The organism is Spirosoma taeanense (genome assembly GCF_013127955.1).
Taxonomy (GTDB): Bacteria; Bacteroidota; Bacteroidia; order Cytophagales; family Spirosomataceae; genus Spirosoma; species Spirosoma taeanense.
The window spans coordinates 5,375,923-5,400,821 of the sequence record NZ_CP053435.1 but is presented as its reverse complement, the minus strand read 5'-3'; the positions used below and the strand labels follow the sequence as shown (position 1 = coordinate 5,400,821).

Sequence of the window (24,899 nt, the reverse complement as noted above, 5' to 3'; positions counted from 1 at the left end):
TATATAAACACTTAAACCAGCGTTTTAATTCGTTCTGTGGCTAACCTTCGGGTTTCATCATCCGTCCTGACGTAATCGTCGTAGGCTGGATGTTCGACGAATGTCGCACTGGCCAGGCAGGACTCAATTACGTCGGAGATTTCCATAAAGCCAATCTGATCGTGCAGGAAGGCTTCGACCGCTACTTCGTTGGCCGCATTGATGATGCAGGGGGCATTACCGGCCCGGTCGAGCGCATTGAAGGCTAACTGTAGATTCCGAAAGGTCTTTACGTCCGGCTGCTCGAACGTCAGCGATGGATAATCCAGGAAATTAAAGCGTGGGAAGTCGGACTTCAGCCGGTCGGGGTACCCCAGGGCGAACTGAATCGGCAGGCGCATATCGGGGAGGCCCATCTGTGCTTTCAGGCTGCCGTCTTCAAACTGCACCAGCGAGTGAATAATACTCTGCGGGTGCACGATTACGTCAATCTGATCCGGGCGAAGGCCGAACAGCCATTTGGCTTCGATGACCTCCAGCCCTTTGTTCATGAGCGTGGCTGAGTCGATGGTAATCTTGGCGCCCATCGTCCAGTTGGGATGCTTAAGCGCCTGCGCCTTCGTAACCGTTGCCAGAAAATCCGGGGATTTACCTCGAAACGGCCCACCGGATGCCGTCAGGATGATTTTCTCTATCGGATTATGAAACTCACCAACCAGGCACTGGAAGATAGCCGAATGCTCTGAATCGACCGGGTAGATGTTAACGCCTTTCTGAGCCGCCAGTTGGGTGATAAGCTCGCCAGCTACCACCAGAGTTTCTTTGTTCGCCAGCGCAATAGCCTTCCCCGCTTCGATGGCCTTGATGGTGGGCAGCAGACCCGCGTAACCAACCATTGCCGTCAGCACAATGTCGATGGTATCCATCTGCACGACCGAAGCAATGGCTTTTGCTCCGGCATAGACCTTAATACCCAGCGGGTCGAGCGCCGAAAAGACCTGATCGTAACGGTCTTCGTTACAGATAACAACGACATTCGGTTTTAGCTCGACGGCCTGCTGGATCAACAGTTCGGCATTGGTATTCGTCGTCAGCACCTCAACCTGAAATTGATCGGGGTGGGCTTTAATCACCTCCACGGCCTGCGTTCCAATAGAGCCGGTCGAGCCGAGGATGGCGATATGGCGTTTTTGATTCATGCTACACTAATGAAGTGGCCAGCAGGCCCTCTGCAATTTTCCGGTCGTTAGCCAGCCGGGGAACTTTGTTCTGCCCACCCAGCTTGCCCTGACTTTTCATATATCGCTGAAAGGCTCCGCGCGGCAGCGTCGTTAGTTTCAGCGGCTGCAAAATGGCTCCGGTTATAAGGTCGTCGTAATATACGTTTAGTTCGGTCAGTCGGTTGTCTACGTCCCGGGCAAAAGCTGCCAAGTCGTTGGGTGGGGTTGAAAACTCGACCAGCCATTCATGATAAGGCAATCCCTCGCCGGGGCTAACCATCGGCGCGACTGTAAATTCAACAACTTCTGTTTCAGGATGCCGCTGCATAGCGTATTGCAACGCCCGCTCGACCTCTTCGCCGATCACGTGTTCGCCGAAGGCCGAGATAAAATGTTTGATCCGGCCCGTAACGAGCAGCCGATAGGGGTCCCGCGATACGAACTTGACCGTGTCACCGATAGAGTAGCCCCACAGTCCAGCGTTGTTGTTGATGATAACGGCGTAGTTCTTATTCAATTCGACCTCATCGATGGTCAGTCGGCGCGGGTTTTCCGTAAAATAGTCTTCAGCAGCAATGAATTCGAAGAAAATGCCGCTATCGAGCAGCATCAATAATCCTTCTTCGGTCTGTGTATCCTGAAAAGCGATGAAGCCTTCCGAAGCGGGATACGTTTCAATCGAGTCTACCCGCTTACCGATGCTCTCATAAAGTTTGGCACGATAAGGGTCGAAATTTACGCCCCCGTACACAAATACTGAGAAGTCTGGGAACACGTCTTTAATGAGCTTGCCGGTTCGCTCCTGAATCCGGTCGAAATACATCTGCACCCAAGGTGGAATCCCCGAAATCAAGGACATCGGCTGGTTGATCGTCTCGTCGATAATGCGCTCCAGCTTGGTTTCCCAGTCTTCAATAATGTTGGTTTCGTAGCTGGGTAATTGATTCGTGCGCAGGTAGGCCGGAACATGGTGATTGGCGATGCCGGACAACCGTCCAACGTTAATTCCCGCTTTCTTGTCAAGTTCGGGACTACCCGACAGAAAGATCAGCTTCTTATCCAGAAAGGCGCTGTTGCCGGTTTCGTTGATGTAATTCAGCAGAGCGTCGCGGGCCGAGTCGATATGATTCGGGATGGAATCCCGCGTGATCGGGATATACTTGGTACCGGAGGTGGTACCCGACGTTTTAGCGAAATACAGAGGTTTGCCCTTCCAGAGCACGTCTGAGTCACCAGCCAGGATTCGCTCGATATACGGTTTCAGGTCTTCATAATCGCGGACCGGAACGGCCTGCCGAAATTCTTCGACCGTGTGTACGTCGGCCAGATGATGGTCTCGTCCGAAGACGGTATCGCGCCCACCGTCCACCAGACGCTTAAACCAGCGCTGCTGCGTTTCGGCGGGACGGAACATCCATTCCCGCTGCCGCTCTACGACCCACTTGGCCAAAGGTTTACTTAATACCGAACGAATTCCCATAACGCTGCAAAGGTACGGTTAATTTACGTGATGAATACTGAACGATAAAGGATGGACAATCGCCATACCGAAAGCCGGTCATTTAGCGTTGCTCTTTTTACATCCCCTTGATAGTCATCTTAAAAATACACTACGGTATTCGCTAAGGTGGCGTGGTTTGTCTTGAATAATCTATATTTTTGCAGACCTTTCAAGAAAACTATATTTGTAATTCGGCGTTCGGCGCTAACCTGAAATGGGACTTTTCAATTTTTTAACCAGCGACATTGCGATTGACCTGGGCACGGCGAATACCTTGATTATTCACAAGGATCGGATTGTGGTGGATGAGCCTTCGATTATTGCAATGGACAAAGCCAGCGGCAAGGTGCTGGCTATTGGCCATAAGGCCATGCAGATGCATGAAAAGACCAATGAAAATATTAAGACGATTCGCCCGTTGAAAGACGGCGTAATTGCTGACTTTACGGCTGCCGAACTGATGATTCGGGGCATGATTAAAATGATTGACACCGGGAGCAAGTTGTTTTCGCCTTCGCACCGGATGGTCATTTGTATCCCTTCTGGAATTACTGAGGTAGAAAAGCGGGCCGTTAAGGACTCTGCTGAACATGCCGGAGCCAAAGAAGTATACATGGTTCACGAGCCGATTGCTGCGGCCATCGGTATTGGTATAGACATTACGCAGCCGAACGGCACGATGATCGTTGATATCGGCGGTGGAACGACCGAAATTGCTGTTATCGCCCTGTCAGGTATTGTCTGCGAACAGTCGATTCGTATTGCCGGGGATGTCTTCACTCGCGATATTGTCGATTATATGCGTCGGGAGCACAACCTGCTCATTGGCGAACGCTCGGCTGAACAGATCAAGATGGAAGTCGGCTCGGCGCTGCCCGAACTCGACAATCCACCGTCGGATTACGAAATCCGCGGCCGTGACCTGATGACGGGTATTCCGAAAGAAATCAAAGTGACGTACAGCGAAATTGCCTACGCGCTGGATAAGTCGATTTCGAAGATCGAGGAAGCCACCATGAAGGCCCTCGAAATTTCGCCCCCGGAGCTGTCGGCCGATATTTACACAAATGGTATTCACCTGACGGGTGGTGGAGCGTTGCTGCACGGTCTCGACAAGCGCTTGGCTGCCAAAACCAAACTGCCGATTCACGTAGCTGATGATCCGCTCAAAGCCGTTGTGAAAGGCACCGGTGAGGTGATCAAGAATCTGGATATGTACCGCTCGGTATTGATTAGTTAAGAAATTGCAGCACGGACTGGTGTTCGGCGCATTAGGTAGTCAAAGGGTATTAGGCCTGATGGCACCGGATGTACCGATTGCCAGTCCGTGCTCTGTTTTACTCCATGGGTGAGTTAGTTGACTTTTTTATCCGAAGCCGTAACTTCATTTTGTTTGTGTTGCTGGAGGTACTCAGCTTTTACTTCATCATCAACACCAACAACTACTGGGGCGCGACCTATTTCAATACCTCAAACCGGTACGCGGCACAGGTATTGGCGTGGTCGAACGCGGTCAATGAATTTGCCCGGCTTCGGCAGGTCAACGCCGACCTGGCGATGGAGAATGAGCGGCTGAATGCACAATTAACCCAGCTGCTACAAAGCAAACCCGCGGCCCCGGCCGAATATGCAGCCGACTCGGCCTTTGCCAGCCGGTTTAAGTTTACGGTGGCCAAAGTGGTAAACAACACTACGCAGTTTGCCAATAACTACATTACCATTGACAAAGGCACGGACGACGGCATCCGGCCGGGCATGGGCGTTATCTCACCAACGGGTGTCGTGGGTCGGGTAAAGTCGTGTAATCGTCATTTTTCGGTCGTTACGTCCATTCTTCATTCCAGTTTTCTGGTGTCCTCGGCGCTGACCAAGGCCGAAGAAATTGGAACTGCCCGCTGGGATGGCGTAGATCCGCACTTGATTAAACTGAATGACATTTCGCTCACGAAGCCAGTGGCCAAAGGCGATTCGGTGGTGACTTCGGAGCGTAACTCAACGTTTCCGCCCGGCATTCTGGTTGGGCGCGTCCGAACCGTTGGTGTTCAGCCTAACCGGGTCTTTCACGACATCACGCTTGATCTGGCTACGAACTTCAGCAGCTTAGCATTCGTGTATGTGGTCGAAAATCGTTTGCAGACCGAGCAGGAACAACTGGAAAATCAAATCGAAACCGAAAAATAAGCATCATCGCCCGGTTACGCTGGGCGCTTTTCTTCATCACGTACTACAAGCAAATGACCCTCCGCGAAATTCTGTCTACTGCATTTTTGTTTGTGCTGTACCTGGTGCTGCAAATTATGCTGGTGCGGAATCTGGTTCTGTTTGATTATGCGTTCTGCTTTGTCTACATCGCCTGCATTCTACTCCTGCCGAACGAAATCAGCCGCACCTGGCTGCTGGTGATTGGATTTGCAACGGGCATTATCGTGGATACGTTTTACAATACCCTGGGCATGCACGCTGCTGCAACAGTGTTGATGGCCTACTGCCGCCCAATGGTGGTTGGTGCCCAGATCGACGTGCCGGGCCTGGAATCCCGAATCGAGTTTTCGTTGCAGGAACTGGGCGCCGGCGCTTTTTTTCGGTATGTGTTCGTGCTGGCCCTCATTCACCATACGGCCCTGTTTTTCATTGAAGCCAGCAGCCTGTCGCTGCTGATTCCAACCCTGATCCGGGTTGGCGCCAGTACGCTGTTTACGACCGTAAGCATCGTGCTGATTCAATTTTTTACAAGAAACTAATATGGCTGAAACACTCATCATACCCCAAGCCACCGATCGCCGGACGGTTTACGAAAGTCTGATTCCACAAATTGCGGCTCTGGTCGAAGGCGAACCGGACCTGGTCGCCAACCTGGCTAATATTGCAGCCGCTCTGAAGGAAGCTTTCGGATTTTTCTGGGTCGGTTTTTATCTGAAAAAAGACAACCAGCTCGTACTAGGGCCATTTCAGGGGCCCATTGCCTGTACGCGCATTGGCTTTGACAAGGGTGTATGCGGAGCCGCCTATACGCGCCGGGAGACTATTCTGGTACCCGACGTAGAGCAGTTCCCGGGGCATATCGCCTGTAGTTCAGCTTCCCGGTCGGAGGTTGTCGTGCCGGTGTTCGACCAGGCCGGAAAGGTTACGATGGTTCTTGACGTAGACAGTGATCAGCTGAATGATTTCAGCGAAACAGACGCTGCGGGTTTAGAACGGATTGCCGCCATCATTACCAACCTATAAGCTGTTCCGGCTGATGTTTCAGTTGCAGTAAAGTTTAGGGATTCTTCTCTTTTCTGAGTAAACGCTGCACGAACGCCATGGCATCACTTTCGCGTCGATCATTCCTGCAACAGGCATCGCTGGCGGTAGCCGTCGGGGTACCTGCGCCAACGTTACTTCCCCGAAAATCAGGCCGATCATTAACCGAAACGATTAACCTCGGTCATAATGATTTCCGGTACCGCGTGGTGCCGGGCTGGGGCGTACTGGATGCGGGCAGGAATCCCGTCAACGACTGTCATGAGATGGTGCAGGATGCCAAAGGCCGGATTATCCTGCTAACCAACGAAACCAAAAACAATGTCCTGATCTACGACAAGTCGGGTAAGCTGCTGGAAACCTGGGGACATGACTATCCCGGCGGCCACGGTCTGACGCTGGGTGGAGAAGGCAATGACCAATACCTGCTCATTGCGGATACGGATCGGCATCAGGTGATTAAAACCGATCTGAAAGGCCGGGAGCTGATGAAGCTGGACTACCCGAAAGAAACCGGGATGTATGCGTACCCAACGCAGTTTAAACCCACAGAAACGGCTATTAACCCGGCCAATGGCGACATCTATGTAGTCGATGGGTACGGGTTAAATCACGTTATGCAGTACGACAAAACCGGCCGGTTGATTCGCTACTGGGGCGGAAAGGGCGATACCAACGATACCTTCGACTGCTGCCATGGCGTGGTTGTCGATCAGCGCAATCGGGCCAACCCAACCCTGCTGGTGACTGACCGCCGTCATAACGCGCTCAAGCGGTTCTCGCTGGATGGTAAGTATCTATCTACTATTGCCCTACCGGGGTCATACATCTGTCGCCCGGTGATTCACGGCGATCATCTTTACGGCGCTGTTTTCCGCAGTACGTCCGATTCGTATCCGGATTCAGGCTACATCACAATTCTGGACAAAAACGACCGGGTAGTTTCCACGCCGGGCGGTTCGGAGCCGGTTTACCAGGACGGTAAATTAGGGGAGCAACGTAAAGATCGCAGCAGTTCGGTTTTTCTGCATCCGCACGACGTTCTGGTCGATGCCGACGAGAATGTGTACGTTGCCCAGTGGAATTCCCGAAAAACGTATCCTATCAAATTAGAACGCGTCGCCTAAGACTGACCGGTCTAACACGTAATTCTTCTTTCTCTGATTAGACATGGCGCTGGTATTGAACGCGTTAATTCTGCTGCAGGCTGCTCCGGCGCAACCGTCTGACTGGCTGTTGTTCTTTGGGCATTTTCATCCGCTCATCGTTCACCTGCCAATTGGGTTTCTGTTAATAGCCGGATTGCTCGAAATCGATCGGCTCACCCGACGTAATTCGGTTAGTCCGCATACCATCACGCTGATCTTGTTCTGGTCGGCGGTGAGCGCTACGCTGGCCTGTGTGTTTGGTTATCTGCTGTCGCTGGGTGGGGGATACGAGACCGAAACGCTTGCAGAACATCAATGGCAGGGCATTGGTGTAGCGGTGTTTGCCTGGATTGCCTGGGCCGTGAAGTCTGAAAACCTGGGCCGTCGGATTCCGTTTGCCCAGTTAATGTACCTGCCCGCCCTGGGCATATCGTTAATGTTGCTGCTGATCGCCGGGCATCACGGCGCTAACCTGACGCATGGTGAAGACTATCTGATGCAGTATGCTCCGGCGCCACTGCGAACACTGGCCGGTTTACCACCCAGACAGCCGACCTTCAAATTCGAGCCGATTACCGATGTGAATCAGGCAATGGTGTATCAGCAAATCGTTAACCCAATCCTGCAAACTCGTTGCGTACAATGTCACAATGCGGGCAAATCGAAAGCAGGGTTACGGTTAGATACGCCCGAAATGATCCGGAAAGGCTATGAAGACGGTCCGGTGTTTGTGGCCGGCAAGAGCAGCAAAAGTGAGTTGATAAAAGTCTGTCTGCTGCCCGAAGATGACGATCATCACATGCCGCCCAAGGGTAAAAATCAACTGACCGATAGCCAGATTGCGCTTTTAACGTGGTGGATCGATCAGGGCGCTACGTTCGATAAAAAGGTATCGGATCTTAAGGTTAATGAGGCCATACGGCCCGTGCTGGCCTCGCTCGGTGGCGGGCAGCCCATTCAGACGGGCGGTGCTGGTATTGCCACCGGTCCCGCCCCTGAGTCACCCGTGCTAACGATGAAGGTTCCGGCAGCCGATCCGAAAACGGTTGACGAGCTAAAGCGAACGGGTTTGCTGGTTTTGCCGCTTTCGCGCGAGCAGAATCAGTTGGAAGTTAGCGCCGTAAACGCCCGGACGTTCAACGATACCCAAGCGGCTCTGCTGCCAAAACTAAGCCAGCAGGTTGTGTGGTTGAAATTAGGCGAAACCGACGTAACGGATGCGGCAATGGCCTATATCGCAAAACTAAAAAACCTGCAGAAGCTGCATCTGGAGCAAACGCGTGTTACGGATAGTGGTATCCGACAACTGAAGGGCCTGGATAATCTGGAATACCTGAACCTGTACGGTACGGGCGTTACCGATGCAGCTTTAGTTGAACTAGCTGGTCTGAAACGGTTGAAAACGGTCTACCTCTGGCAGACCAAAGTGACCGAGCAGGGAATTGCCAGCCTGAAAAAGTCCAGGCCACAGCTTGACGTGGTTGGTGGCATCAGCGAACAGGCCCTGGCCGAATTCGCCAAAACTGCTGCGCCAGAGACGAAAGGCGACGAGTCGAAGCGCAATTAAGCCAATCATCAATCCTATGCACACCGCTTTGTCAGGTGCCGATAAACGCCTGACTCACTCGTTGGTTTAAGTACTAAATCAGAATGCTATGGCTGCCAAGATAGCCCTCTATACGTATATCATGACCTGCGAACGCTAAAATCTGCGATGAACGAGGTAAAATAGTACGAGTTTCTTGTACTTTTCATCGTTATTTTTGTAGAATCGGTTTGTAATCATTTCATCCGTTTAGATGCTTACCTGGTCTGACATACGATTTCGGTCTTTAATCCTTAGCGCGACGGCTGGGTTGTTTGGCGCGTCGGTCTGGCTAACGGCTTGTCGGAATTCGGTCGAAATGCCGGCCGACATCGTTGCTGCCGAAGCCAGTCTGCCCGAACAAATTGATTACAATCTGCACGTAAAACCGATTCTATCGGACCGCTGCTTTGCCTGTCATGGCCCCGATAAGGCCAAACAGCAGGCTGGCTTACGACTCGATACGCCCGATGGGGCCTATCAGGCCCTAACTAAAACGGGCCATACGGCCGTTGTGCCGGGCAATTTGAACGCCAGTGAGTTAGTTCATCGGATCATTAGCAGCGATCCGGATGAGATGATGCCAACGCCCGAATCGCATCTGACGCTGAATGCCGAAGAAAAAGCCCTGCTGATTCGCTGGGTCGAACAGGGCGCGGAGTACAAGCAGCACTGGTCGCTGATTGCTCCAACGATGCCGGAAGTGCCGAAGGTAAAGGACGAAACCTGGGCGAAAAACGACATTGACCGGTTTGTGCTGGCTAAACAGGAAGCCAGAAAACTTCGTCATGCGCCTGAAGCCAATAAAACAACGCTGCTTCGGCGCGTTAGCCTGGATTTAACGGGATTGCCACCGACGCCCGCCGAAGTGGATGCCTTCCTGACTGATAAGTCCCCCAATGCCTACGAAAAAGTTGTGAACCGGCTGCTGAACAGTCCACACTATGGGGAACGGCAAGCCGTTGAATGGCTCGACGTAGCCCGGTACGCCGACACCCACGGTTATCAGGACGACGGTCTGCGCACCATGTGGCCTTACCGCGACTGGGTTATCCGGGCCTATAACCGGAATTTGTCCTTCGATCGATTCATTACGTGGCAGCTGGCGGGTGATATGCTTCCCAAACCCAACCGCGACCAACTGATTGCAACGGCGTTTAACCGCAATCACCAGCAGAGCCAGGAAGGTGGCATTGTTGATGAAGAGTACCGCGTGGAGTACGTCGCTGACCGCACCGCTACGTTCGGGAAGGCGTTTCTGGGCCTAACGACCGAATGTGCCCGCTGCCACGACCATAAGTATGATCCAATCAGCCAGAAAGACTATTTCTCGCTGTTTGCCTTCTTCAACAGCAACAACGAACGCGGGCAGATTCCTTACAACGGCGAGGCTGCGCCAACCGTTACGCTGACAACGCCCGCGACGGATGCGCAACTGAAATTTATCCGGGAGCATTTAACGCCACTGGAGCAGAAACTGAACACCAACCGGCCCGACTATCAGCAGCGCTTTAGCCAGTGGCTGGCGAAAAATGAACGTCAGTCGGTAGTAGCTAACGACTCGGGGCTAATCGCGCATTACACGTTTGATGAAGCCGACCGCACCGATATTAAAGCCTATCTGAAAGCTGAAAGTGAAAAACGGAAACTGGAGGAAGCAAAGCGAAAGCTGGAAGAAGCCCGTAAGAAACCCGGCGTAAAAGCTGAGAAAAAGCCAGAAAAGAAGGACCCGCCCAAACGTAAGACAAAGGCGGAGCTGATGAAAGACCCGCGTAATGCCTTTACGAACCGGGTCAACGATACGATTCCTGCCTGGTTGGGTGGCGACTCCGACAACCTGCCGTATACCGTACCGGGTCGTTTTGGCATGGCCCGTTTCCTGCCCGGCGACAGCTATATTAGTCTGCCCTCCGATTTTGCCGTATTCGAACAGAACCAGCCGTTTACCATCAGCAGCTGGTATAAACTGTCCAAACCGGGCATTGCTGCCACGCTGCTCGGCCGAACGACGGGTCCTATGGATGGTCAGCGTGGCTACCAGCTTGATCTGCTGGCCGATGGACGTTTGAAAGTAACGCTTAGCCATGTCTGGCCTGCCAATGCGCTGGATATTGAATCGGTTGACAAAGTACCCGTTAACGCCTGGTTTCAGGTTGCCTTTACGTATGATGGCCGGGGTCGGGCCAATGGGCTTACGCTGTACCTGAACGGCAAGCCGTTGCGCACACGAATCATTGCCGATAATCTTCAGCATAGTATGGTGTACGGTAAAGACCGCAGCCATTGGGCGCAACACTCGTTTTACGTCGGACGGATGCACGACTATTTCTACAAGGACTTCGCCGTTGATGAGTTACGTATTTATAACCGCTGTCTGACACCCATCGAGATGCCCCGGCTGGCGGGTGCGCCCGACGCGCTGGTAACGGCTTTGCGGACGCCCGTTACCCAACGGACTCCGGCGCAACGGGCAGGTTTGTACACCTATTATGTGACAACGCAGGACCCGGTCTATCGGGTGGCTTTTGCGGAGGCAATGAAACTACGCGGAGAACAATTGACGCTCTACACCAACTCCGATCAGGTCATGGTGATGCAGGAACGTAAATACCCCCGGCAGACTCACCTGCTCAAGCGTGGGGTTTACGATGCGCCGGGCGAGGTGGTGATGCCTGCCGTTCTGCACAGCCTTAACCCAATGCCCGACGACCTGCCTAAAAACCGGCTTGGTCTGGCCAAATGGCTTTTACTACCTGAGAATCCGCTGTTCAGCCGGGTCATAGTGAACCGAGTCTGGCAACAGTATTTTGGGCAGGGATTGGCGAAAAACAGTGATGATTTTGGTAATCAGGGTGCTCTGCCCAGCCATTCCGAGCTGCTGGATTATCTGGCTGTCAGATTCAGGGAAGGAGGCAAAAGTGTGCAGCCTTGGAATATGAAGGAGCTGCAGAAACTGATTGTGATGTCGGCGACATACCGGCAGTCGTCGGCGGTGCCTGAACGGGTGCGGGAGGCTGATCCGGACAATACGTTCCTGACACGCGGAGCCAGTTATCGGATGTCGGCCGAGCAGATTCGCGACAACGCGTTAGCAGCCAGTGGTCTGCTAACCAGACGCATTGGCGGGCCGAGCGTCCATCCCTATCAGCCAGCCGGTATCTGGGAAGCGCTGGCCACCCGGAACGCCGTGAAATACGTTCAGAGCCAGGGCGATAGTTTGTACCGCCGGTCGATGTACACGATCTGGAAGCGAAGTTCGCCCCCGCCGATGATGCTGAATTTCGACGCGGCTGAACGGCATACCTGTATCGTAAAACGCCAAAAAACCAGTACGCCCCTGCAAGCACTGGTAACGCTGAATGATCCGCAGTTCGTCGAAGCCGCCCGGGTACTGGCGCAACGTTCGCTGTGCAAAGGTGTTCGGGCCGATCAATTAATCACCGATGCGTTCAAAGCGATTGTGAGCCGCCTGCCGCGGCCGAAGGAGTTTGCTTTAATGAAGCAGTTATACGACGAAGAACTGGCTGATTTTACGGGTAATCCAAAACGGGCCGCAGAACTGCTATCGGTGGGCAAGTACCCGGTTGATAAGAGTCTGATCCCCGCCGAGTTAGCCGCCTGGACGGTGGTAACGAGTACGTTAATGAATTTTGACGAAGCCATAATCAAACGATAAGCCATGTCTGACTCTCGGGACCAACTCTTCGACAATGTCCACGATCAGCTTAGTCGCCGGACGTTTCTGGGCCAGACCAGTGCGGGCTTGGGAACTATTGCGCTGGCGTCGTTACTGAATCCGGCGAACCTGTTCGGTGGCGTATCGGGTTCCTCAGGTGAGAATCCGCCCGTTGGGAAACCCCATTTCCCGCCGAAAGTAAAACGGGTGATTTATCTGTTTCAGAGCGGAGCGCCATCGCAGCTGGAGTTGTTTGACTACAAGCCAAAACTGGAAGCCATGTGGGGGCAGGATCTGCCCGAATCGGTCCGTAAAGGCCAGCGACTGACGGGTATGACGGCCGGACAGAGCCGGTTCCCTCTGGCGGCATCGAAATATAAATTTGCCCGTTACGGTCCGGGCCAGATGACCATCAGCGAATTGCTGCCCCATACGTCGCGCATTGCCGACGACCTGACGTTTATCCGGTCGATGCATACCGAAGCGATTAACCACGACCCGGCCGTAACGTTTTTCCAGACGGGCAGTCAGCAGGCCGGTCGTCCGTCCTTTGGTTCGTGGATCAGCTACGGGCTGGGCTCCGACAATCAGAACCTGCCGGCCTTCGTCGTACTGCTTTCCAAAGGGCGCGACGGCGACCAACCGCTGTACGCCAAACTCTGGAGCAACGGCTTTTTGCCATCGGTGCATCAGGGCGTGGTGTTTCGGTCGGGACCCGATCCGGTTTATTACCTCAACAACCCGCCCGGTATCGATAAAACGAGCCGTAGGCGGATGCTCGATTACCTGACCAAACTCCATCAGGAGCAGTTTAAGCACGTGCTGGACCCGGAAATCAACAACCGAATGGCGCAGTACGAAATGGCCTACCGAATGCAGACCTCGGTGCCCGAAACGCTCGATATCTCGAAGGAGCCAGACTATATTTTTGATATGTACGGCTCCGAAAGCCGGAAACCTGGTACGTTTGCCGCCAACTGCCTGCTGGCGCGTAAACTCATCGAGAAAGACGTAAAGTTTGTGCAGCTCTATCATCAGGGCTGGGATCAGCACGGTAACCTGCCCAACGATATCAAGATTCAGACGAAGAGCGTCGATCAACCTTCGGCTGCGCTCGTTATGGACCTGAAACAACGGGGCCTGCTGGACGATACGCTGGTCATCTGGGGGGGGAGTTCGGGCGTGGGTCCTATTCGCAGGGAAAGCTAACCCGCGATAACTACGGTCGCGATCATCATCCGCGGGCGTTTTCAATCTGGATGGCGGGCGCGGGTGTTAAAAAAGGAATGGTGTACGGCGAAACTGATGACTTTGGTTATAACGTGGTTAAAGAACCCGTTCATGTTCATGACTTTCAGGCTACGGTACTCCATCTGCTCGGCCTTGACCATGAGAAGCTTACCTTCAAAAGCCAGGGTCGGCGCTACCGACTGACGGACGTACACGGCAAAGTCGTTAAGCCGCTGTTGGCCTGAAAAATGCAACGTAAAAAGTCGAAGGCAGAAGGGGGTGCTGACTAACCTTTCTGCATTCGGCTTTTTGCCTTAACTAGATGCCCGTACTTTTGCACCATGTTAGATCAACTCGAAACATGGATTCGTGAACTGATTCGCTGGGCTGGTTACGTTCCCAACCGCGACCTGTCGGGCTGGGTCCTGCTCATAATGGCTGTGCTGGCGGGTCTGGTGGTTGACGTTATTGTGACGCAGACAACCCGGTTTATTGTGCATAGGCGACCATTTCAGACGCTGGCGCTGCTGAAGGCGCACGCCCGCTGGGCTTTCTGGGTATTTGTGCCGTCGCTGTTCTTCTTGCTTGCGACGAATGTTCAGTCGGCGCGATTTCTGCGTCGGCATCCGGTAGCCGACAAAACCGCCGAGGTTCTGTTTCTGCTCTCAACGACCTGGCTGGTTGTGAAACTCCTGAAGGTCGGCGAGTTGCTGCTGATTCGTCAGTACGATACAACGCAGGATGTAAACCTGTCGCAGCGGAAGTTCGTCACGCAGGTGCGCTTCGTTCGGCGGCTGGTTGCGCTTGGCGTCATTATTATCGGTTCGTCGCTGCTGCTGATTACGTTTCAGGGTAGTCGGAAAGTGGGCCTAAGCGTCCTTACGTCGGCCGGGGTGGTGTCGGTCCTGATTGGTTTTGCGGCTCAGAAAACACTGGCTAATCTCCTGGCGGGTATTCAGATTGCGCTCAACCAGCAGATCCGGCTAGACGACGCCGTCGTAGTCGAAAAAGAGTGGGGACGTATCGAAGAAATTAACCTGACGAACGTTATCGTCCGGCTTTGGGACCGGCGTCGGCTGATTCTGCCCATCACGTATTTTGTCGAAACGCCCTTTGAGAACTGGACACGTAACGACGCGTCTATTACGGGTGCCGTGTTTCTGTATCTGGATTATGCCGTACCTGTCGATAAAGTTCGGGAAAAGGCACGCCAGCTTGCCGAAGCCGATCCGCTCTGGAATGGGGAAGTATTTGCCGTTCAGGTGACCGATACGCAACCTACATGCCTGGTTGTGCGCGTGCTGCTTTCGGCCCGCGATGCGCCTTCGGCCTTCGATCTGCGTTGCCATATCCGCGAAAAGCTTATCGAGTTTATACGCGACGAATATCCGCAAAGTTTTCCCCAGACGCGGCTGATGCTGGCGGAGGAAATGCGTTCGCGCGAGGTTTGAAAAAAGGCGGTTCATCAGCCGCCTTTCTTTGTTTACTCTTCCCAGCCAAACGATCGCTCGATGGCTTTCTGCCAGCCACGCATTAACCGGCTTCGCTGAGCATCGTCCATGGCGGATTCATAGGTGCGGGCAATGCCCCAGTTTTGCCGCAGATCGTCCAGATTCTGCCAGTAGCCTACGGCGAGACCCGCTGCATAGGCTGCGCCGAGGGCGGTAGTCTCGGTCATCTGCGGGCAAACCACCGGGCCATTCAGAACATCGGCCTGGAACTGCATCAGTAGCGAATTGACGACCATACCGCCATCGACGCGCAGCGATTGCAGCGATACGCCCGCATCCTGTTCCATAGCCCGAACAACATCGACGGTTTGATAAGCGGTTGCTTCCAGAACCGCCCGCGCTAGGTGGCCTTTGTTCACGAACCGGGTCAGACCGGCAATCACGCCCCGCGCGTCGGCCTTCCAGTGGGGCGCGTAGAGACCAGAAAAAGCAGGGACAAAGTATGCTCCGCCATTGTCATCGACCGAACGGGCGAGCGTTTCAATGTCGGTGCTTTTTTTGATAATGCCCAGGTTGTCGCGCAGCCATTGCACCAGCGCGCCGGTAATGGCTACGCTGCCTTCGAGGGCGTAATGCACGGGCCCATCCTGAAACTGATAAGCGACCGTTGTCAGCAGGCCGCAGGTAGAGGGACGTAGCTCGGTGCCGGTGTTCATCAGGAGGAAACAGCCCGTACCGTAGGTATTCTTCGCCTGACCGGGTTCGTAGCAGGTCTGACCGACCAGTGCCGCCTGCTGATCGCCTAGGATACCCGCAATGGGTACACCCGGCAGAACCTCTGAGGCAACGGTTCCATACACTTCGCTGCTTGGCCGAATTTGAGGGAGCATGGCGCGGGGAACTGTGAACGCTGCAAGAAGCTCATCGTCCCACGCAAGTGTATGTAGGTTCATGAGTTGCGTCCGGCTCGCGTTGGTAACATCAGTGAGGTGTAGACCACCGGCCGTGCCGCCCGTTAAATTCCAGACAACATACGAGTCCATATTGCCGAAGAGCGCATCGCCCTGTTCGGCATCTTCGCGCAGGCCGGGAACATGGTCGAGCAACCATTTCAGTTTCAGGCCGCTGAAGTACGTAGCGAGTGGTAAACCCGTCTGAGGCCGGAAACGGTCCTGACCTGTGCTGTCGGCGGCTGCGAACTCCGCTACTAAATCGGCCGTGCGCATATCCTGCCAGACAATGGCGTTGTAATACGGCTTACCGGTCCGGCGGTTCCAGACAACGGTAGTTTCGCGCTGGTTTGTAATCCCTACGGCCACAATATCACCCGCCGATAAATGCGCCTTGATGCGGGCTAGAGCCACCACTTCGAGCGTATTGCGCCAGATTTCTTCCGGGTCATGCTCAACCCAGCCGGGCTGCGGATAAATCTGCTTATGTTCTTTCTGAGCCAGGGAAACGATCTGGCCCTGCCGGTCAAATACAATACAGCGGGTACTGGTCGTGCCCTGATCAATAGCGGCTACGTAGGTAGGCATAGGGTTCAATAACAGATGAAGACAGGTAAACGCAATTCGGCTGGGAATATACTGGTAAGACTGTGTAACTTGCCCGACAGGAAAGGCGAAAAACGCTATTTTTCGACCCGGTTTCAGGGCCAAACAATCCTCAATAAAAACCGATTGTATTCGTTAAAATTAAGACCCGCCCAAATTTGGATTATCTTGGGCATGAAATTGCCGTTTTGCTTACTTAGGTATATGAGAATCAATACATTGTCTGCGTTGCTGGTGGCGTTTGGCCTGGCTGGTGGGCTGACGGGCTGCAACTCAGCCATGCAGGCTTACAAAAAAGGCGTCCGCCATTACGAGGCCGGAGAATACAATCTGGCATTAACTCAGTTTCAAAAAGCGGCTAAGGGGACTATTGATCCCGCCCGGCTGAATTACTACACCGCTGAGTCCTATCGGTTGTCGAACCGGTTTGGGGAGGCTGTTCCGTTCTACCAGAAAGCCATTGAAGCCAACACAACCGAGCCGGAGGTCCGCTTTAACTATGCCTACGCGCTAAAGTCGCAGGGAAACTACGCCGGCGCTCTGGAGCAGTTGCAGCAGTTCGTGGCTAAAGCGCCGAGAACGACCGCCAAACCAATACTGGATAAGGCCAAGCGTGAAATCGAAACACTGAAAGCTATTGACGTAATCGCTAAAAACAAGTCGCTCATCACGCTGCGTAATATGAGCAACCTCAATTCGCCGGGGGCGGAGTTTGCGCCGGTTGTGCGGGGCGAGGAACTGGTGTTTACGGCCTCGCGGAAAGAGCAGATCTATAAAAACAACGGCCAGCCAATGCTGGGCCTCTACCGGACCAAGCTGACACAGAATCCCGACGAAACCGGTAGCACGACGCCGACAGACCGTCCGGAACTGTTCAGCACGAATATCTTCCAGAGCGATGTGAACGAAGGGACACCGGCTTTTTCTAAAGACGGAAAGACGATGATTCTGGCGCGGGGCAATAATGGTAAACGTAAAGGCGGTCTGGACGTGGACTTGTTCATCAGCCGTCTGGGCGAAGGCAACGCGTGGAGCCAGCCGCTGCGGCTGCCCATCAGCGACTCAACCGCCTGGGATGGTTCGCCCGCGTTCTCAGCCGATGGTAAAACCCTGTATTTTGCCTCGAACCGCGCCGGTGGAGCCGGTGGGATTGATCTGTATCGTACCAGCATCGACGCGTCGGGCCGGTTTAGCCGCCCGGTCAATATGGGCCGTGACATCAATACGCCCGGCGATGAGATGTTTCCTTACGTCGGCCCCGACGCCAAGCTATATTTTGCGTCGGACGGGCATCCCGGTCTGGGCAAACTGGACGTATTTGTGGCGACCCGCTCAGGGGGCGTTACGAGGGTCGAGAATATGGGTCAGCCTATCAACTCACCCGCCGATGATTTTGGCCTGATCTATACCGAACCAACCAAAGGGTATCTGGCGTCCAATCGGCCGGGAGGAAAGGGTGACGATGATATTTATTTCTTCCAGGAAGGGGCCGCGCCTGAAACGCCGACAATTGCCGAGAATGCGCCCAAAACAGTGCGGTATTTCCTGGCCGGTACGGTTTCTGCCAATGAAACGCCTATTACGCCACTTGATTCGGCCCGCGTACGTATTCTTGACGATGCTACAGGCCAGCCCATTGCCGAGGTAACGACCGGTCAGCCGGGGACGTTCGGCAAATATCCGCTGCAAGAAGGTAAAGACTATACGATTCTGGCCGAGCGTAAAGGGTATCTGACCCGCCGGGAGCCGTTTACGATGCAGGGCAAGAGTATTCCCGCTATTTTCCTGACGAAGCCGCAGACTGATACGACGTTCAATGTAGCGATCCTGCTCGACAAGGCGACGCTGAATAAAACGTTCGTGCTGGAGAATATTTACTACGACCTCGACAAGTATAACATCCGCCCCGATGCCGCCGAGGAACTGGATAAACTGGTGACAATCCTGAAGGATAACCCGACGCTGAAGATTGAGCTTAGCTCGCACACGGACGTTCGCGCTCCGGATGCCTATAACCTGCGCCTGTCGCAGAACCGGGCCAAATCAGCGGTGGATTACATCGTGTCGAAGGGGATTGATGCCAGCCGTCTGACGGCGAGGGGCTACGGCGAAACGCAGTTGGTGGTCAAAAACGCCAAAACCGAAGAAGAACACCAGCGTAACCGCCGAACGGAGTTCAAGATTCTGGAGCTGTAAAGCGTCCGCCCAAACATTCCCGAAACGTGCTGGTTGATAATGAGATCAATCAGCACGTTTTCAATTATGCAGAACGACAAATTACGGCAGTTCCTCGTCGTGTTCAGCATTATCTCGCTGATCGTGATGAACTACCTGTCGAATGCGGGTGTGTTCGGCGGGCAGACGAACGGACAGGTGTCTGACAAATACCATACGCTTATTACACCAGCGGGGTACGCTTTTTCCATCTGGGGTCTCATTTTCCTGGGCTTACTGGCCTTTGCCGTGTATCAGGCCCTGCCATCGCAGCGAGACAATCCGCGGCTTCGGGCGGTGGGCTGGCTGGTTGTGCTGAATGCGTTCTGTAATGCAATCTGGAGTCCGTTGTTCAACAACGAACAGATTGGTCTGGCATTACTGGTTATTCTGATCATGCTAGTGTCGTTGGTTGTTATTGAGCATCGGTTGCTGGCCCGGCCTGATGTTCCGATTGTCGCACCTGACCTGGATGCTACCCTGCCCGAGTCGCCCGCTACACCTATTGAAACCTGGTTAGCCCGCGTTCCTTTCTCGATCTATTTTGGCTGGCTGACGGTCGCTACCATCCTGAACGTAGCGGTTTACCTGAAGGCTACGGATTTCAGTCTGATGGGGCTTAGCGAACAAACCTGGGCCATGGGGGTGCTGATTGTTGGCCTAGTCATTGGCGCGTTTGTCTTTAACCGATTTCGTAGTCTGGCCTATATTCTGGTGTTTGCCTGGGCCTACGTAGCAATTGTAGTTGAACAGCAGCCATATCGACCAGTGCAGATAATTGCCGGGGCTGGCGCTATCGTGGCCGTGTTGCTGGCTATCATGGGGATGATCTCGCGAAAAGCACCGGCTTTTACGTAATGACGTATATCGCTGTGAATTAATCGTAGCCGATTTTACTGAAAAAGTTATATGCATTCATTTTGTAAGCCGGTCTTCCTCTGGACTCTGGTGTGTCTGATTGCCGTCGTCGGCTCCGCAAAAGCCCAGAGTAATGCCAAACCCTTTAACGTAATTGCTTTTTATACGGCCAGAAACGACCAGGCGCACATCAGTTTCGTGCACGAAGCCAACCGCTGGTTTGCCAAAGCAGCCGCCGATCAGAACTTTGTTTTCGACTCGACCAGCAACTGGGCTAATCTCAATACGGAGTTTCTTGCCCGCTATCAGGTTGTGCTTTTTCTGGACACCCGGCCTGAGGAGCCCGCTCAGCGCGAAGCGTTCCGGCGTTATATGGAAAATGGCGGAGCCTGGATGGGCTTCCATTTTGCCGCTTTCGCGCTGACGCCTTCGGCCTATCCGCAGAACTGGGACTGGTATCACAATGAATTTTTGGGCTCGGGAGCTTATGGCAGTAATACTTGGCGGCCCACGTCGGCAATCCTGCGGGTCGAAAAGCAGACCCATCCCGTCACCCGGCATTTACCACAGACCTTCAAATCGGCTCCGAACGAATGGTACCGGTGGCAGAATGATTTACGTCAGAACCCCGACATTACTATCCTGGTATCAATCGATTCGACCAGTTTCCCGCTGGGCACCGGCCCGAAACCCCATGAAATCTGGCATAGTGGCTATTATCCCGTTGTCTGGACGAACAAAAAGTACAGGATGCTTTATCTGAACATGGGCCACAATGACCTTGACTACGAGAACAAAACCAACCGGGAGCTGTCGTTTACGTTCAACAATGACGAACAGAACAAGCTAATTCTGAATGGGCTCCTGTGGTTAGGCGGCCGCCTGAAGTAGCAGCATCTTTAAAACCGTAAGGGGTCGGTTGAAAACACTACGTTTTCAACCGACCCCTTACGGTAAATGCGAATCGCCTATGCAGACGTTTCGTCTTCCAGCACCGTAATGCTGTTGATTTTGTCGCCTTGCCGGATCTGGTCGATGACGTCCAGACCTTCAACTACCTTACCAAAAACCGTGTGGTTACGGTCGAGGTGCTGGGTGTTCTGGCGATTGTGGCAGATGAAAAACTGGGAGCCGCCCGTGTTACGTCCCCGGTGGGCCATTGATAGCACACCCCGGTCGTGGTACTGGTTGTCGCCCGTCAGTTCGCAGTCAATCGTATAGCCCGGACCGCCCGCGCCGGTGCCGGTTGGGTCGCCACCCTGAATCATAAAGTTCGGAATGACGCGGTGAAACGAAACCCCATTGTAGAAGCCTTTCTTAGCAAGGGTAATAAAGTTGTTGACTGCTTTTGGCGCATCCTTCTCGAAAAACTCGATCAGCATGGTTCCTTTGTCGGTGTTCATTTGTGCCTTTGGCATAACTGTGACAGATTTTGTTGCGGGCACAAAATTACAAGGTTTTAAAATCCGGGCGACGCAAAAAACGGAATCAATCACTTTCGATCAATTATTCGATTAAGCAGGTAAAATTCAATTCTGATTTCGCTTTCCTGACTATGAACACCCCTGATCAATTACTTCTTGAAATAAGACAATTATAGGGTGCGTATTTTTCGGGATAATACAACTAACTTGCCTGATGTTCACGTTCAAGTATGAATGGTTTAGACCTGACTTCTTGATTTTATGCAATACTACTCACTTCATAAGCTATCCCTAAGTAGTATTACATCCGCAATTTTCGCTACTGTTTCGTTTTTGTCTGATTCACCATGTGGATTGTCCGCTTAGCGTTAGAAAAAAAATACACCATCGCCGTTATGGCGTTGCTCATTATGATTATGGGCGGGCTGTCGGTCACGCAAATGCCGACCGACATCTTTCCACGGATTAATATTCCGGTTGTGTCCGTAATCTGGGGGTACAGCGGTCTGTCGACCAATGAAATGGAGAAAATGATTACCAACTTCTCCGAAACGTCAATCATCAATAACGTAAGCGATATTCAGCGGCTTGAATCGCAGACGTATAATGGTACGGCAGTTCTTAAAATCTTTTTCCAACCATCAGTCAAGATTGAGGAAGCTATTGCGCAGGTGACGGCCATATCGCAGACGATTCTGGTGCGAATGCCGCCCGGTACCCAGCCGCCCCTGATTGTGCGATACAACGCGACCGACGTACCCGTTCTGCAACTCGGTCTATCGTCCGATAGCCTGACCGAACCACAGATTACTGACTACGCCCAGACGCGCGTTCGGCCGCAGATTTCGACCGTGCAGGGAAGCCGCCTGTCGCAGGCATTTGGTGGAAAAACCCGCCAGATCGCCGTGGACCTGGAGCCGGATCAACTAATCGCTTACAACGTTACGCCCGAAGATGTCCTGAATGCGGTTGCCGCCCAGAATCTGACGCTGCCGGGCGGTTCGCTGCGCATATCGGACCGGGAGTACAGCGTCCGGCTCAACTCTAAACCCGACGTTATTTCGACTCTGAATGACATCCCTGTCAAGACGGTGGGCGGTACGGTGGTTCACATGCGCGACGTCGCCAATGTACACGACGGCGCATCGGTGCAGGCCAATATTGTTAAGCAGGACGGGAGTAAAGGCGTTCTGATGCGGATCGTTAAAACGGGAAATGCGTCGACGACGGAAATTGTCGACAAAATCCGGAATCAGATTCTGCCCACGGTACGGGCGGCTGCTCCTTCAAATCTGCGTATCCAGGAATTATTCGATCAGTCGGTGTTCGTGCGGGCGTCGATCAAGGGCGTTCTGGTTGAGGGTTTGATTGCGGCTCTGCTCACGGCCGCCCTGATTCTGCTGTTTCTGGGAAGCTGGCGAAGTACGCTCATCGTTGCCATTTCGATTCCGCTATCGATTCTCTGTTCGCTGATTGTCCTTTACCTGCTGGGTGAAACGCTGAATATTCAGACGCTCGGCGGGTTGGCCCTCGCCATTGGTATCCTGGTCGATGATGCCACGGTAACCATCGAGAATATCCACCGTAACGAGGAATTAGGCATGCCCCTGCGGCAGGCGATTCTGGAAGGGGCGCAGCAGATTGCCACGCCGACGCTGGTGTCGACCCTGACGATCTGTATCGTATTTACGTCGGTACTGTTTCTCGAAGGCCCGGCCAGATTCCTGTTTGGCCCCCTGGCCGAAGCCGTTGTATTTGCCATGCTGGCGTCGTACCTGCTCTCACGGACGCTGGTGCCGGCACTGGCCGATCTGATGCTGCGGAATGAAAAACGGGGCCATCACGGCGTAGAAGAGAAAACATCAACGAACCCGTTCGGACACATTTACAATCGATTCAACGCTGGTTTCGACCGGTTCCAGGAACGGTATATGCGGGCGTTGGAATGGGTATTGACGAATCGCCGAACGGTACTGGCGGTTTTCGTGGTCGTGGTCGTGTTCACGGCCGTTCTGCTGCCCTTTGTGGGCCGGGATTTCTTCCCACAGGTAGATGGTGGACAAATTAAGCTGCACCTGCGCGCTCCGGCCGGCACCCGGCTCGAAGCCACCGAGGAGGTGGCGGCAAAAACCGCCGAGATTGTGCGCGAAGTGATTCCGGAAGCCGAAGTTGGCTCGGTGATCAGCAACATTGGACTGACCTCGGAGCGATACAATTTTTTCTTCTCCGACAACGCGACGGCCAGCGCTGCCGATGCCGAACTGCTGATTTCGCTCACCAAGGACCGCTCCCGTCCAACGGATGAATACATGCGTGAGCTACGCGCCCGGCTGCGGGAAGAGATGCCCGATGTGCTATATTTCTTCCTGCCGGCCGATATCGTCAGCCAGATTCTGAATTTCGGTCTGACCTCGGCCATTGATGTGCAGGTGTCGGGCTTCGACCGGGCCAACAACCTGAAGGTGGCGCGTGAACTTCGTGATCGGATTGCTCAGATTCCCGGTACGGTAGACGTTCACCTGCATCAGGTTCTGGACGCGCCGGAGCTGTTTCTGGATGTTGACCGCGAACGCGCCGGACAGTTTGGGCTGACGGAACAGCGGGTGGCTACTAACCTGAACATTTCGCTGAGTGGTACAGGGCAAACGCGCCCGAACTTCTGGCCCGATCCCGTAACCGGTTTCCCCTATATCATTGCGGTGCAAACCCCGCCTTATAAGCTGGACTCCTACGAGAAGCTTCTGCGCACACCCGTAACCTCCGGCCAGCAGGCAACTCCACAACTGCTGAGTAACATCACGACCGTAAAACGAACCTCGGTTCCAGTCATTATTAACCGAGTCAATACCCAGCCGACCTACGACGTTTACGCATCCGTTGAGCGAACCGATCTGGGTTCGGTAGCAAAAGCCCTGAATGACCTGGCGGCAGAATATAAAACGCAGTTGAAGCCCGGTAACGTAGTAGCAATTCGCGGGCAGGTCGAAAGCATGGAGAGCGCTTTCAGCCGGTTAAGCCTGGGCATTGTCTTTGCAGCTCTGTTCGTCTATCTGCTCATGGTGGTCAACTTTCAGTCGTTCCGGTATCCGTTCATCATCATCACCGCCCTGCCGGGGGCTTTGTGCGGCATGGTCTGGATGTTGTTCCTGACCGGCACGACCTTTAGCATTCCTTCGCTGATGGGCGCAATCATGAGCGTCGGAGTGGCAACGGCCAACAGTATTCTGCTGGTGAGCTTCGCCAAAGATCATCTGCCCGAGGTAGGGGGCAACGCTTACGAAGCGGCCCTCGAAGCGGGACGAACTCGACTCCGGCCTATTCTGATGACGGCGATCGCCATGATTATCGGGATGCTGCCCATGTCGCTGGGCTTAGGCGAGGGAGGTGAGCAAAATGCGCCACTCGGTCGGGCGGTCATTGGTGGCCTGCTCATGGCTACGTTTACGACCCTGCTGTTTGTGCCGGTAGTGTTTAGTTATTTAGCCCGAAAAGTGAAGCTTGCATGAACTCGCTCTACCATGTAGTTGCCGCTTCCGAATGGGCAAAGGCAGAAAGCCTGCCGACCTATGAAGCTGGTAGTTTACAAACCGAAGGATTCATTCATCTTTCTGAACGGCATCAGGTTGCGGGCGTGCTTGAACGGTATTACCAGCACGTACCGGACTTACTCTTACTGCACATTGACGGGGACCGGCTGTCGGCCAGATTAGTGTATGAAGTCTCAACAAATAACGAGCGCTTTCCGCATCTCTACGGCCCCCTCAATACCAACGCCGTTGTGGCTGTAGAGCGTTTACCTTAGCTATCAATTAAC

The 24,899-nt window shown here is 53.6% G+C and carries 17 protein-coding genes and 1 pseudogene; 14 read left to right on the top strand and 4 right to left on the bottom strand.

The annotated features are described in order from the left end of the window. Positions 1-11 precede the first annotated feature (11 nt). Together HNV11_RS22440 and HNV11_RS22435 are read right to left on the bottom strand one after the other, a co-directional pair. Complete coding sequence (locus HNV11_RS22440; protein ID WP_171741796.1) at positions 12-1,178, bottom strand: 1-deoxy-D-xylulose-5-phosphate reductoisomerase; 1,167 nt, start codon at positions 1,176-1,178, stop codon at positions 12-14. Position 1,179: 1 nt separating this feature from the next. Continuing rightward, the gene (locus HNV11_RS22435; RefSeq protein WP_171741795.1) at positions 1,180-2,679 is read right to left on the bottom strand and encodes a GH3 auxin-responsive promoter family protein; all 1,500 of its coding nucleotides are present in this window, start codon (positions 2,677-2,679) and stop codon (positions 1,180-1,182) included. A gap of 235 nt (positions 2,680-2,914) precedes the next feature. Here HNV11_RS22435 and HNV11_RS22430 point away from each other — a divergent pair, with 235 nt between their 5' ends. The 9 genes and pseudogenes from HNV11_RS22430 (at position 2,915) to HNV11_RS22390 (ending at position 15,033) form a co-directional block, all read left to right on the top strand. Beyond that, positions 2,915-3,940, top strand: coding sequence for a rod shape-determining protein (locus tag HNV11_RS22430; protein ID WP_171741794.1), 1,026 nt, complete (start codon positions 2,915-2,917; stop codon positions 3,938-3,940). 104 nt (positions 3,941-4,044) lie between these two features. After that, entirely contained in the window at positions 4,045-4,881 is an 837-nt protein-coding gene (gene mreC / locus HNV11_RS22425; RefSeq protein ID WP_171741793.1) for a rod shape-determining protein MreC, read from the top strand. Positions 4,882-4,934: 53 nt separating this feature from the next. Then, positions 4,935-5,441, top strand: coding sequence for a hypothetical protein (locus tag HNV11_RS22420; protein WP_171741792.1), 507 nt, complete (start codon positions 4,935-4,937; stop codon positions 5,439-5,441). 1 nt (position 5,442) lies between these two features. Continuing rightward, a complete protein-coding gene (locus HNV11_RS22415) occupies positions 5,443-5,925 on the top strand; it encodes a GAF domain-containing protein (protein WP_171741791.1) in 483 nt (160 codons plus the stop codon). A gap of 77 nt (positions 5,926-6,002) precedes the next feature. Continuing rightward, on the top strand, positions 6,003-7,070 hold the full coding sequence (locus HNV11_RS22410) for a twin-arginine translocation signal domain-containing protein (RefSeq protein ID WP_171741790.1): 1,068 nt from the start codon (positions 6,003-6,005) through the stop codon (positions 7,068-7,070). A gap of 43 nt (positions 7,071-7,113) precedes the next feature. Continuing rightward, positions 7,114-8,658, top strand: coding sequence for a c-type cytochrome domain-containing protein (locus HNV11_RS22405; RefSeq protein ID WP_171741789.1), 1,545 nt, complete (start codon positions 7,114-7,116; stop codon positions 8,656-8,658). A 232-nt stretch (positions 8,659-8,890) separates the two neighbouring features. Next, complete coding sequence (locus HNV11_RS22400; protein ID WP_171741788.1) at positions 8,891-12,352, top strand: DUF1553 domain-containing protein; 3,462 nt, start codon at positions 8,891-8,893, stop codon at positions 12,350-12,352. A 3-nt stretch (positions 12,353-12,355) separates the two neighbouring features. Continuing rightward, a pseudogene (locus HNV11_RS22395) lies at positions 12,356-13,827 on the top strand (DUF1501 domain-containing protein). 96 nt (positions 13,828-13,923) lie between these two features. Continuing rightward, positions 13,924-15,033 (top strand): mechanosensitive ion channel family protein, encoded by a 1,110-nt coding sequence (locus HNV11_RS22390; protein WP_171741787.1) that lies wholly within the window; start codon positions 13,924-13,926, stop codon positions 15,031-15,033. A gap of 32 nt (positions 15,034-15,065) precedes the next feature. Here HNV11_RS22390 and glpK read toward each other — a convergent pair whose 3' ends face one another. After that, on the bottom strand, positions 15,066-16,571 hold the full coding sequence (gene glpK / locus HNV11_RS22385) for a glycerol kinase GlpK (protein ID WP_171741786.1): 1,506 nt from the start codon (positions 16,569-16,571) through the stop codon (positions 15,066-15,068). Between the two features lie 222 nt (positions 16,572-16,793). Between glpK and HNV11_RS22380 the strand changes: the two genes are divergently transcribed. The 3 genes from HNV11_RS22380 (at position 16,794) to HNV11_RS22370 (ending at position 20,552) form a co-directional block, all read left to right on the top strand. Next, on the top strand, positions 16,794-18,785 hold the full coding sequence (locus HNV11_RS22380; RefSeq protein WP_171741785.1) for an OmpA family protein: 1,992 nt from the start codon (positions 16,794-16,796) through the stop codon (positions 18,783-18,785). 66 nt (positions 18,786-18,851) lie between these two features. Then, positions 18,852-19,661 (top strand): TspO/MBR family protein, encoded by an 810-nt coding sequence (locus HNV11_RS22375; protein WP_171741784.1) that lies wholly within the window; start codon positions 18,852-18,854, stop codon positions 19,659-19,661. Positions 19,662-19,712: 51 nt separating this feature from the next. Next, on the top strand, positions 19,713-20,552 hold the full coding sequence (locus HNV11_RS22370; RefSeq protein ID WP_171741783.1) for a ThuA domain-containing protein: 840 nt from the start codon (positions 19,713-19,715) through the stop codon (positions 20,550-20,552). Between the two features lie 77 nt (positions 20,553-20,629). Here HNV11_RS22370 and HNV11_RS22365 read toward each other — a convergent pair whose 3' ends face one another. Beyond that, positions 20,630-21,079 carry a peptidylprolyl isomerase gene (locus HNV11_RS22365; RefSeq protein WP_171741782.1) on the bottom strand — a complete coding sequence of 150 codons (450 nt, stop codon included), beginning with the start codon at positions 21,077-21,079 and terminating at the stop codon, positions 20,630-20,632. Positions 21,080-21,432: 353 nt separating this feature from the next. Between HNV11_RS22365 and HNV11_RS22360 the strand changes: the two genes are divergently transcribed. Beyond that, positions 21,433-24,591, top strand: coding sequence for an efflux RND transporter permease subunit (locus HNV11_RS22360; protein WP_171741781.1), 3,159 nt, complete (start codon positions 21,433-21,435; stop codon positions 24,589-24,591). Then, positions 24,588-24,887: a DUF952 domain-containing protein gene (locus HNV11_RS22355; protein WP_171741780.1), complete on the top strand. Its 300-nt coding sequence runs from the start codon at positions 24,588-24,590 to the stop codon at positions 24,885-24,887. The genes HNV11_RS22360 and HNV11_RS22355 overlap by 4 nt, the downstream gene beginning before the upstream one ends. Positions 24,888-24,899 lie beyond the last annotated feature (12 nt).